Here is a 10,277-nt window from a genome sequence, read left to right as displayed (position 1 = left end):
TCGTAGTGCTGTATGCGCTGACGAATGATGTCGGCGCCTTCGAAAATCATGCTGCCGAGGACTTCGGCGGTCTTGTCGCCGTAGCGCTCTTCGATGACATCGACGTCGCGACTATAAGAGTTGACCAATTGGCCGCCGTTGCGACCACTGGCGCCGAAGCCGACCTTGGCCGCTTCGAGTACGGTCACGCTGTAGCCCGCTTCAGCGAGGAACAGGGCCGAGGACAGGCCGGTGTAGCCGGCGCCGATCACGCAGACGTCGCAGTCCACCGCGCCTTCCAGCACCGGGAAATCGCCGGTGAAGTTGCGGGTGGCGGCGTAGTAGCTGTTTACATGAGTTTGTTTATCAGAGCTTTGTTTCATAGGTTTCTCCGAGGGTCGCCGGCAGCGTGCCGGTGACCGCCGTTTAAAAGGTGTCAGAGCTTGATCCAGGTCGCTTTGAGTTCGGTGTACTTGTCGAACGCGTGCAGCGATTTGTCCCGACCGTTACCCGACTGCTTGAACCCGCCGAACGGCGCGGTCATGTCGCCGCCGTCGTACTGGTTGACCCAGACACTGCCGGCACGCAGGCCACGGGCGAAGGTGTGGGCCTTGCTCAGGTTGCTGGTCCAGACGCCGGCGGCCAGGCCGAAGATGCTGTCGTTGGCAATCGCCAGGGCTTCATCGAAGGTGTCGAAGGTGATGACCGACAGCACCGGGCCGAAGATTTCTTCCCGGGCGATGGTCATGGCGTTGGTCACGCCGTCGAAAATTGCCGGTTCGAGGTACAGGCCACCGGTGTCCTCGAGGGTGCGGCTGCCGCCGGCGATCAGTTGACCGCCCTGCTGCTTGCCGACTTCGATGTAGCGCAATACGTTTTCCAGCTGACGCTGGTCGACCACCGCGCCAACGGTCGTCGCAGGATCGAGTGCGTGGCCCGGTTTCCAGGCTTGCAGGGCTTCCACCAGCAATGGAATGAACTGCTCGCGAATCGAACGCTCCACCAGCAGGCGCGAACCGGCGGTGCAGACTTCGCCCTGGTTGAAAGCAATGGCACCGGCCGCGGCTTGTGCGGCGACGCGCAGATCCGGCGCGTCGGCGAACACCACGTTGGCGCTCTTGCCACCGGCTTCGGCCCAAACGCGTTTCATGTTGCTCTGCCCGGCGTACACCATCAGCTGCTTGGCAATCGCCGTGGAGCCGGTGAAGGCCAGCACGTCGACGTCCATGTGCAACGCCAGCGCCTTGCCCACGGTGTGGCCGTAGCCCGGCAGGACGTTGAACACGCCTTTCGGGATGCCCGCTTCCAGTCCAAGCTGCGCGATGCGGATCGCGGTCAGCGGGGATTTTTCCGAAGGCTTGAGGATGAACGAGTTGCCCATCGCCAGGGCCGGGGCGAATTTCCAGCTGGCCATGATCAGCGGGAAGTTCCACGGCACGATGGCCGCGACCACGCCGGCCGCTTCGCGCGTCACTAGACCAAGCTGATCGTGGGGCGTGGCGGCGACTTCGTCGTAGAGCTTGTCGATGGCCTCGGCGGTCCAGCGGATCGCGTTGGCGGTCGCTGGAATGTCGATGCTCATCGAATCGCTGATCGGCTTGCCCATGTCGAGGGTTTCGAGCAGGGCCAGTTCTTCCTGGTTCGCCAGGATCAGATCAGCGAAGCGGATCAGGATGCGCTTGCGCTCGGCCGGGGCCAGGTTGGCCCACACGCCGGATTCGAAGGTACGGCGTGCGACGGCGACTGCGGCGTTGGCGTCGGCTTCGTCGGTGCTGGCGACGTTCGCCAGGAAGCGACCGTCCACGGGGCTTACGCATTCGAACGTGGCGCCACTGGCGGCCGCGCAGTATTGGCCGTCAATGAATGCGCGACCTTCGATAGAGAGGGACTGGAAGCGTTGCTCCCAGTCGCTGCGAGTGTTTGTCATGGTTGTGACTCGACGCAGGGGAATAAGAATCTGAAAAAAACCGCAATCCCTGTGGGAGCGAGCTTGCTCGCGATAGCGGTGGAACAGTCACTATTAATGTTGAATGTGACGGCCTCATCGCGAGCAAGCTCGCTCCCACAGGGGTTGGCGGCGCACACAGGATTTGTGTGCACCTCCAACGCCATCAAACGGTATGCAAGTACCAGTTGTACTCAAGGTCCGAGATGGAGTTCTCGAACTCGGCCAGCTCGCTTTCCTTGCATGCCACGAACACGTCGATGTACAGCGGGTCGATGTACTTGGCCATGACTTCGCTGTCGTCCAGCTCGCGCAGGGCATCGCGCAGGTTGTTCGGCAGGCTCTGCTCGTTTTGCTCGTAGCTGTTGCCTTCCACCGGGGCGCCCGGTTCGATCTGGTTGGTCAGGCCGTGGTGCACGCCCGCCAATACCGAAGCCATCAGCAGGTACGGGTTGGCATCGGCGCCCGCTACGCGGTGCTCGATGCGCACCGAGTCTGGCGAACCGGTCGGTACACGCACGGCCACGGTGCGGTTGTCGATGCCCCAGCTCGGCGAGTTCGGCACGTAGAACTGTGCGCCGAAACGACGGTACGAGTTGACGTTCGGGCAAAGGAACGCCATCTGCGCCGGCAGGGTCTCGAGCACACCGCCGATCGCGTGACGCAGCGCGGCGTTCTGCTCGGGATCCTCGCTGGCAAAGATGTTGTTGCCTTCTTTATCGAGAATCGAAATGTGCACGTGCAGACCGTTGCCCGCCTGGCCCGGATACGGCTTGGCCATGAAGGTGGTGTCCATCTCATGGTCGTAGGCGATGTTCTTCACCAGACGCTTGAGCAGGACGGCGTAGTCGCAAGCCTTTATAGGGTCAGCCACGTGATGCAGGTTGACTTCGAACTGCGCCGGGGCGCTTTCCTTGACGATGGCGTCGGCCGGGATGCCCTGCTCTTTCGCGCCTTCGAGGATGTCTTGCAGGCAATCGACGTATTCGTCGAGGTCGTCGATCAGGTACACCTGGGTCGACATCGGACGCTTGCCGGACACCGGCGAACGTGGCGATTGCGGACGACCGTTCACATTGTCCTGGTCGATCAGGTAGAACTCCAGTTCGAACGCGGCGCAGATGGTGAGGCCCATGTCGTCGAACTTGCGCACGATATTGGCCAGCACTTCACGCGGGTCGGCGAAGAATGGCTCGCCTTCGAGTTCGTGCATGGTCATCAGCAGTTGCGCAGTCGGGCGCTTCTGCCAGGGTTCGATGCTGAGAGTGCCCGGGATCGGGAAACAGATTCGGTCTGAGTCGCCGATGTCCAGGCCCAGGCCCGTGCTTTCCACCGTAGAACCGTTGATGTCCAGAGCAAACAGTGACGCCGGCAGGTTGATGCCTTTTTCGTAAACCTTATGAAGACTGGTGCGCTCGATGCGCTTGCCGCGCACCACACCGTTCATATCCGCAATCAGAAGGTCGACGTACAAAACCTCAGGATATTTCTTAAGGAATGCGTTTGCTTCGTTGAGTTGAACGGCACGCAGAGGGACCGACATGATGCACCTATTTTTTAGCTGTTAATTATTATGTTCACTACCCTTTCACGAACCCAGTCAACCCGAACGACAAAGTGAAGTCAATAGCGAACACTCAGCCTTTAAGCGTTTATTTTCGGGCCTCAAAGAAGGACGAGAGTGCCAGATGCACCCTCAAACACGCGTAAACCCTGAACATTGGACGCGCAGCGTTTAGAATTTTTTACATGAGAGTTGTTAATTAAAATCAACAAGGCTAAGCTCCAGAAAAGCTCGTTCAAGTGTGAAACTTCGAGGTGATAAAAATGGCACTCAAGCCATTGATCGGCGTTACTGCATGCGTCAAACAGATTGGCCTGCACCCTTACCACATCAGCGGTGACAAGTACTTGCGTGCTGTCAGCGTTGCGGCGCTGGGGCTGCCTGTCGTTATTCCTTCCTTAGGCGACCTGACCGAAATCGATGACCTGCTGCCGCAGCTCGACGGTCTGTTGCTGACCGGCTCGCCGTCGAACGTGGAACCCTTCCACTATCAAGGCCCCGACAGCGCCCCCGGTACGGATCATGATCCGGCGCGGGATGCCACCACCCTTCCCCTGATCCGCGCCGCTATTGCAGCGGGCGTGCCGGTCCTCGGCATCTGCCGTGGTTTCCAGGAAATGAACGTGGCGTTCGGTGGCAGCCTGCATCAGAAAGTCCATGAACTGCCTGGCTTCCTCGACCATCGCGAGGCCGACCATCCGGACCTGGCCGTGCAATACGCACCCGCCCATGGGGTGAATGTGCAGCCCGGCGGTGTGTTCGAAGCGCTGGAGCTGCCTGCGGTGTTCCAGGTCAACTCGATTCACAGCCAGGGCATCGACCGCCTCGCGTCCGGCCTGCGCGCCGAAGCCGTTGCGCCCGATGGCCTGATCGAGGCGATCTCGGTCGAGCACAGCAAGGCCTTCGCCCTCGGCGTGCAATGGCACCCGGAATGGCAAGTGCTGGATAACCCTCCTTACTTGAGTATTTTCCAGGCGTTCGGCGAAGCCTGCCGGCAACGGGCGGCACTGCGTCACTCGCGCTGACGACCTGATACCCACATTCAACGATTAACTGCCCAACGCGAGCGGGCAGGCGCTTGTGCGTGCCCCGCTGGCGAAAACAACACACTGCAATAACAACAAGTACGACCAGGCAGCCAGGATGGCGGCGCCGAATAAGCCCGAGAGGTATGGGTGAGTTCGATCAGCAAACGCAAATCCCTGTGGGAGCGAGCTTGCTCGCGATAGCGGTGTGTCAGGCGACATCAATGTCGATTGTGCCGGCCTCATCGCGAGCAAGCTCGCTCCCACAGGGTCTGTGTTCTGACCGAAGTCCCCGATACGGGTTTGCAATCCACTATTAAGCCGGGCCGTGTTGGCCTGGCGACTGAAACCTGTTGGGAGTTTCACATGGCAAACGCCTCCAGCATCTACAGGAAGGCTCTTGAAGGTCACCAGGCACCGAAAAAGGTGTTGGTGAAAGTCGATCGCGTCACCAAGAAGTTCGACGAAACCACCGCGGTGGACGATGTGTCCCTGGAAATCCACCAGGGTGAAATCTTCGCCCTGCTCGGCGGTTCCGGCTCCGGCAAATCGACCCTGCTGCGCATGCTCGCCGGTTTCGAGCGCCCGACCGAAGGCCGGATTCTGCTCGACGGTGTCGACATCACCGACATGCCGCCGTACGAACGACCGATCAACATGATGTTCCAGTCCTACGCGCTGTTCCCGCACATGACGGTGGCGCAGAACATCGCCTTCGGCCTCAAGCAGGACCGTTTGCCAGCGGCCGAAATCGAAGCCCGCGTGCAGGAAATGCTGCGCCTGGTGCACATGACCCAGTACGCCAAGCGCAAGCCACATCAACTGTCCGGCGGCCAACGTCAGCGCGTGGCCCTGGCCCGTTCCCTGGCCAAGCGTCCGAAACTGCTGCTGCTCGACGAGCCGATGGGCGCACTGGATAAAAAGCTGCGTTCGCAGATGCAGCTTGAGCTTGTCGAGATCATTGAGCGCGTCGGCGTGACCTGCGTGATGGTGACCCACGACCAGGAAGAGGCCATGACCATGGCCGAACGCATCGCGATCATGCACCTGGGCTGGATCGCCCAGATCGGCAGCCCGGTCGACATTTATGAAGCACCGGTCAGCCGCATGGTCTGCGAATTCATCGGCAACGTGAACGCCTTCGACGGCACCGTGGTTGAAGACCTGGAAGGTCACGCGATCATCCACAGCCCGGACCTTGCGCAGAAGATCTACGTCGGCCACGGCGTCAGCACCTCGGTGCAGGACAAGTCGATCACCTACGCGATCCGCCCGGAAAAACTGCTGGTCAGCACCGTCAAGCCCGAGCACCGCTACAACTGGTCCAGCGGCAAGGTGCATGACATCGCCTACCTCGGCGGCCACTCGGTGTTCTACGTCGAGTTGCCTGGCGGCAAGATCGTCCAGTCGTTCATGGCCAACGCCGAACGCCGTGGTGCGCGTCCGACCTGGGACGATCAGGTCTACGTGTGGTGGGAAGACGACAGCGGCGTGGTACTGCGCGCATGAAAACCTTCAATCAGCAATTTCTGAGACTGGTCCCCAGCGGGCGCAAGTTCGTCATCGGGATTCCATTCGTCTGGCTGTTCCTGTTCTTCATGCTGCCGTTCTTTTTGGTGATGAAGATCAGTTTTTCGGAAGCAGCGCTGGCCATTCCGCCCTACTCGGAGATCTACACCTTCGCCGAGCAGAAATTTCAACTGCTGTTGAACCTCGGTAACTACAGCCTGCTGACCCAGGACGAACTGTACATCTCGGCGTACCTCGGCTCGTTGAAAGTAGCGCTGCTCAGCACGATGATGTGCCTGGTGATCGGTTTCCCGATGGCCTACGCGATCACCAAGGCCAGCAAGGAAGCGCAAAACGTCCTGCTGCTGTTGATCATGATGCCGACCTGGACCGCGATCCTGATCCGCGTTTACGCGTGGATGGGCATCCTCAGCAACAACGGTTTGCTCAACGCATTCTTGATGTGGACCGGGCTGACCTCGGCGCCGATCGAGATCCTCAACACCAACACCGCCGTCTACATCGGGGTCGTTTACGCCTACCTGCCGTTCATGGTGTTGCCGCTGTACGCCAACCTGGTGAAGCACGATGGCAGCCTGCTGGAAGCCGCGTCGGATCTGGGCTCGAGCAATTTCAACAACTTCTGGAAAATCACTGTGCCGTTGGCCAAGAACGGGATCATCGCAGGCTGCATGCTGGTGTTCATTCCGGTGGTTGGTGAGTTCGTGATTCCGGAACTGCTGGGCGGCCCGGAAACCCTGATGATCGGCCGTGTGTTGTGGCAAGAGTTCTTCAACAACCGCGACTGGCCGGTGGCGTCTGCCCTGGCGGTGGTGATGCTGTTGATCCTGATTGTGCCGATTCTGCTGTTCAACCGCAGCCAGGCCAAAGAGATGGAGGCACGGGGATGAAACGCTTCGGATTTTCAAAGTTCATGCTGATTTTCGGCCTGTCGTTTATCTACCTGCCGATGCTGATTCTGGTGATTTACTCGTTCAACGCCTCGAAACTGGTGACGGTGTGGGGTGGCTGGTCGATCAAGTGGTACACCGGCTTGCTCGACAACTCGCAACTGATGGGTTCGGTGGTGCGCTCGCTGGAAATCGCCTGCTACACCGCCGTCGCAGCAGTCGCACTAGGGACGTTAGCCGCGTTCGTCCTGACCCGCGTCACCCGTTTCAAGGGTCGCACCCTGTTCGGTGGCCTGGTCACCGCGCCGCTGGTGATGCCTGAGGTGATCACCGGTCTGTCGCTGTTGCTGCTGTTCGTGGCCATGGCGCAGTTGATCGGCTGGCCGCAGGAACGCGGCATCGTCACCATCTGGATCGCCCACACCACGTTTTGTGCGGCCTACGTGGCGGTGGTAGTCTCCGCCCGCCTTCGCGAGCTGGACCTGTCCATCGAAGAAGCGGCTATGGACCTGGGCGCCAAGCCTTTCAAAGTGTTTTTCCTGATTACCATTCCGATGATCGCGCCGTCACTGGCGGCCGGCGGCATGATGTCGTTCGCCCTGTCGCTGGATGACCTGGTGCTGGCGAGCTTCGTGTCCGGTCCGGGTTCCACGACCCTGCCGATGGAAGTGTTCTCGGCGGTGCGCCTTGGGGTTAAGCCCGAGATCAACGCCGTGGCCAGCCTGATCCTGCTGGCGGTATCGATCGTGACGTTTATGGTCTGGTACTTCAGCCGCCGTGCCGAAGCCACCCGCAAGCGCGCGATCCAGGAAGCCATGGACCAGACCGCCAGCGAATCCTGGCAGCAACCTGAAAAGAAAATGGCAGGAGCGACGGCCTAGTGCCGCCCCCCCTGTAGGAGCGAGCTTGCTCGCGATGGACGTAAACGATGACGTGGGCTGTCTGAATTAACGCGACGTCCTTGTGTTTTTCGTCGGAACGCCGCCCGGAGCAAGCTCGCTCCTACAAAGGAGCGCTCACGCCACAAATGTTTGCTATGTGTTTTTGAATAAAAAAGAAATGGAGTTGTACCGATGAAAATGTTTGGCAGGACTCTGCTGACACTGTCCTTATTGGGCGCAATCGCCACTGGCGCCCAGGCCAATGACAAGGTTCTGCGCGTCTATAACTGGTCGGATTACATTGGCCCGGATACCGTCAGGAAGTTCGAGGACGAGACTGGCATCCAGGTGACCTACGATGTCTTCGACAGCAACGAAACCCTTGAAGCGCGCCTGCTGGCGGGCAAATCAGGCTACGACATCGTCGTGCCGTCCAACAGTTTCCTGGCCAAGCAGATCAAGGCCGGCGTCTATCAGGAACTGGACAAGTCGAAGCTTGCGAACTGGAAAAACCTCAACCCGGTGCTGCTGAAAAATGCCTCGGCGAGCGATCCCGATAACGCCCACGCCATTCCGTACATGTGGGGCTCGATCGGCATCGGCTTCAACCCGCAGAAGGTCAAGGAAGTGCTCGGCGCCAACGCCCCGACCAACTCCTGGGATCTGCTGTTCAAACCGGAAAACGCCGAGAAGCTCAAAGCCTGCGGCATCAGCTTCCTCGATTCACCGACTGAAATGATCCCGACCGCCCTGCACTACCTGGGCTACCCGGTGAACGATCAGGACAAACAGCACATCGCCGAAGCCGAGGCGCTGTTCATGAAGATTCGCCCGAACGTGGCGTACTTCCATTCCTCGAAATACATCTCGGACCTGGCCAACGGCAACATCTGCGTGGCCGTCGGTTACTCCGGCGACGTGCTGCAGGCCAAGGCCCGCGCCCAGGAAGCCGGGGACAAGGTGAAGATCGACTACAGCATCCCGAAAGAAGGCGCCGCCAGTTTCTACGACATGCTCGCCATCCCCCGCGATGCCGCCAACGTCGAGAACGCTTACCTGTTCATGAACTTCCTGATGCGCCCCGACGTGATCGCCGACATCACCAACAACATCGGCTACAGCAACGCGAACGCTGCGGCCACGCCGTTGGTGGATGAAGCCATCCGTAACGATCCGGGCTCCTACCCGCCACAAGCGGTGATGGCCACGCTCTATGCCGTGCCGGACCAGCCGATTGCCATCCAGCGGATCATGACCCGTGGCTGGACCAAGGTGAAGTTGGGCCAGTAGTTCACTCAATTGATCTACTGAGTCTGACATTGCCATCGCGAGCAAGCTCGCTCCCACAGGTACCGCATGTACCTTGAAGTTCGCGCTGTCCCTGTGGGAGCGAGCTTGCTCGCGATGAGGCCAGTACATCCAGCACACATTTCAGCTTTACCCATTTCCGTTCACGCAGCGCCTTACCACCGCTGCCTCTCCTGCAGTAGAACGGCCTCACCTGGCTCCCTCGGTTCAGGTGAAGTTTGGCGCCCTCGGGCGCCTTTTTTATGGGCGATCAAAATCAATCAACGGCCATTCGGCCAGCGCCCGATAACGGCCCTTGTGGGATTCGAACAGGGTGAATCGGTCGGCACGCAGGAAGAATTCCGGTGCGGTCGTGGACTCCGGCACCGGCGCCCGATACTGCCGTGCCAGGGTCAGGTGCGGACGATATTCCCTTGGTGCTTCCTCCAGCCCGAACGGCAACATCGCCTGTTCCAGGGCATACACCAGGCGCAGCAATGCCGGGGGCGCCTGCTGCGGCGCGAGCACCAGCGCCCCTGCCCTGCGCCACACGTCCAGCCGATCCAGCACCACCGTCAAGCGCTCGCCCGGTGTACGGATGGACGCCGCAGCGGTGCAGAGCTCGGCGATCTGCGCCACACCCACCGCCCCCAAAAACTTCAGCGTCAGGTGAAAGTTTTCCGTCGGCACCGGCCGTCCGTTGCGCAGTTGCAGCGCACTGCGCCACTGGGCGATCTCCCGGCGCATGGCCGGGGCACAGTTCAGCGCAAAGAACAGGCGTTTGAACGGCTCGCGGGATTCGTCGTTCATGCCGGACACCTCCTGGATAAGACTGCCTGAGTGTACTCAACAGCCGCGTTCCGGCCAGCGCATTTCTGGCGCCGTGGGGCAGGCGCGTTATAGTTCCAGGGGGCGTTCTCAATTAGTTTTCCCGCCGCGCCGGGTCTGCTGTTGTGCAGGGCAAGGCGCGAGAAGCGTGGTTTGGTCATTCCAAATAAGCTTCGAGCAACGCAGCCCTGCACAACAGCAGGCCCGGCCCTTCGGGTTGTGCCTTAAARCGGGCCAGGCTGCGTTGCAGGCCTTGGAAAGGGAACAACCATTYCCAGCGGCCTGCGCCTTGCCTGGCCCGCTTTAAGGCGACAACGCGACGGGAAAACTAATTGAGAACGCCCCCTA

At 60.2% G+C, this 10,277-nt stretch carries 9 protein-coding genes; 5 read left to right on the top strand and 4 right to left on the bottom strand.

Annotation, left to right across the window (positions count from 1 at the left end; genetic code table 11):
• The 3 genes from AC1DVH_RS20610 to AC1DVH_RS20600 all read right to left on the bottom strand — a co-directional run.
• The coding region (locus AC1DVH_RS20610; protein ID WP_477755348.1) for an NAD(P)/FAD-dependent oxidoreductase at positions 1 to 362 on the bottom strand (362 nt) is incomplete at its 3' end.
• Between the two features lie 53 nt (positions 363 to 415).
• Complete coding sequence (locus AC1DVH_RS20605; RefSeq protein ID WP_477755347.1) at positions 416 to 1,906, bottom strand: aldehyde dehydrogenase; 1,491 nt, start codon at positions 1,904 to 1,906, stop codon at positions 416 to 418.
• Between the two features lie 184 nt (positions 1,907 to 2,090).
• Positions 2,091 to 3,467 (bottom strand): glutamine synthetase family protein, encoded by a 1,377-nt coding sequence (locus AC1DVH_RS20600; RefSeq protein WP_223456650.1) that lies wholly within the window; start codon positions 3,465 to 3,467, stop codon positions 2,091 to 2,093.
• A gap of 284 nt (positions 3,468 to 3,751) precedes the next feature.
• Between AC1DVH_RS20600 and AC1DVH_RS20595 the strand changes: the two genes are divergently transcribed.
• The 5 genes from AC1DVH_RS20595 (at position 3,752) to AC1DVH_RS20575 (ending at position 9,104) form a co-directional block, all read left to right on the top strand.
• Positions 3,752 to 4,513, top strand: coding sequence for a gamma-glutamyl-gamma-aminobutyrate hydrolase family protein (locus tag AC1DVH_RS20595; RefSeq protein ID WP_477755346.1), 762 nt, complete (start codon positions 3,752 to 3,754; stop codon positions 4,511 to 4,513).
• A gap of 366 nt (positions 4,514 to 4,879) precedes the next feature.
• Positions 4,880 to 6,022, top strand: coding sequence for a polyamine ABC transporter ATP-binding protein (potA, locus tag AC1DVH_RS20590; protein WP_477755345.1), 1,143 nt, complete (start codon positions 4,880 to 4,882; stop codon positions 6,020 to 6,022).
• Positions 6,019 to 6,933 carry an ABC transporter permease subunit gene (locus AC1DVH_RS20585; RefSeq protein ID WP_477755344.1) on the top strand — a complete coding sequence of 305 codons (915 nt, stop codon included), beginning with the start codon at positions 6,019 to 6,021 and terminating at the stop codon, positions 6,931 to 6,933. The genes potA and AC1DVH_RS20585 overlap by 4 nt, the downstream gene beginning before the upstream one ends.
• Positions 6,930 to 7,814 (top strand): ABC transporter permease subunit, encoded by an 885-nt coding sequence (locus AC1DVH_RS20580; RefSeq protein WP_477755343.1) that lies wholly within the window; start codon positions 6,930 to 6,932, stop codon positions 7,812 to 7,814. Before AC1DVH_RS20585 ends, AC1DVH_RS20580 begins: the two co-directional genes overlap by 4 nt.
• A 192-nt stretch (positions 7,815 to 8,006) precedes the next feature.
• Positions 8,007 to 9,104, top strand: a complete 1,098-nt coding sequence (locus tag AC1DVH_RS20575; RefSeq protein WP_477755342.1) for a polyamine ABC transporter substrate-binding protein — start codon at positions 8,007 to 8,009, stop codon at positions 9,102 to 9,104.
• Between the two features lie 258 nt (positions 9,105 to 9,362).
• On the opposite strand, the gene thpR is transcribed toward AC1DVH_RS20575, so the two are convergent.
• The gene (gene thpR, locus AC1DVH_RS20570) at positions 9,363 to 9,911 is read right to left on the bottom strand and encodes an RNA 2',3'-cyclic phosphodiesterase (RefSeq protein WP_477755341.1); all 549 of its coding nucleotides are present in this window, start codon (positions 9,909 to 9,911) and stop codon (positions 9,363 to 9,365) included.
• Positions 9,912 to 10,277: the final 366 nt, after the last annotated feature.

This window comes from Pseudomonas sp. P4_C3, from assembly GCF_056402075.1.
This window is presented reverse-complemented; position numbering and strand designations above follow the sequence as displayed.

What these genes read in the sequence shown, in the direction of transcription:
- AC1DVH_RS20605 (WP_477755347.1), bottom strand. Translation starts at nt 1,906, where the DNA reads ATGACAAACACTCGCAGCGACTGGGAGCAACGCTTCCAGTCCCTCTCT.
- AC1DVH_RS20600 (WP_223456650.1), bottom strand. Translation starts at nt 3,467, where the DNA reads ATGTCGGTCCCTCTGCGTGCCGTTCAACTCAACGAAGCAAACGCATTC.
- AC1DVH_RS20595 (WP_477755346.1), top strand. Translation starts at nt 3,752, where the DNA reads ATGGCACTCAAGCCATTGATCGGCGTTACTGCATGCGTCAAACAGATT.
- potA (WP_477755345.1), top strand. Translation starts at nt 4,880, where the DNA reads ATGGCAAACGCCTCCAGCATCTACAGGAAGGCTCTTGAAGGTCACCAG.
- AC1DVH_RS20585 (WP_477755344.1), top strand. Translation starts at nt 6,019, where the DNA reads ATGAAAACCTTCAATCAGCAATTTCTGAGACTGGTCCCCAGCGGGCGC.
- AC1DVH_RS20580 (WP_477755343.1), top strand. Translation starts at nt 6,930, where the DNA reads ATGAAACGCTTCGGATTTTCAAAGTTCATGCTGATTTTCGGCCTGTCG.
- AC1DVH_RS20575 (WP_477755342.1), top strand. Translation starts at nt 8,007, where the DNA reads ATGAAAATGTTTGGCAGGACTCTGCTGACACTGTCCTTATTGGGCGCA.
- thpR (WP_477755341.1), bottom strand. Translation starts at nt 9,911, where the DNA reads ATGAACGACGAATCCCGCGAGCCGTTCAAACGCCTGTTCTTTGCGCTG.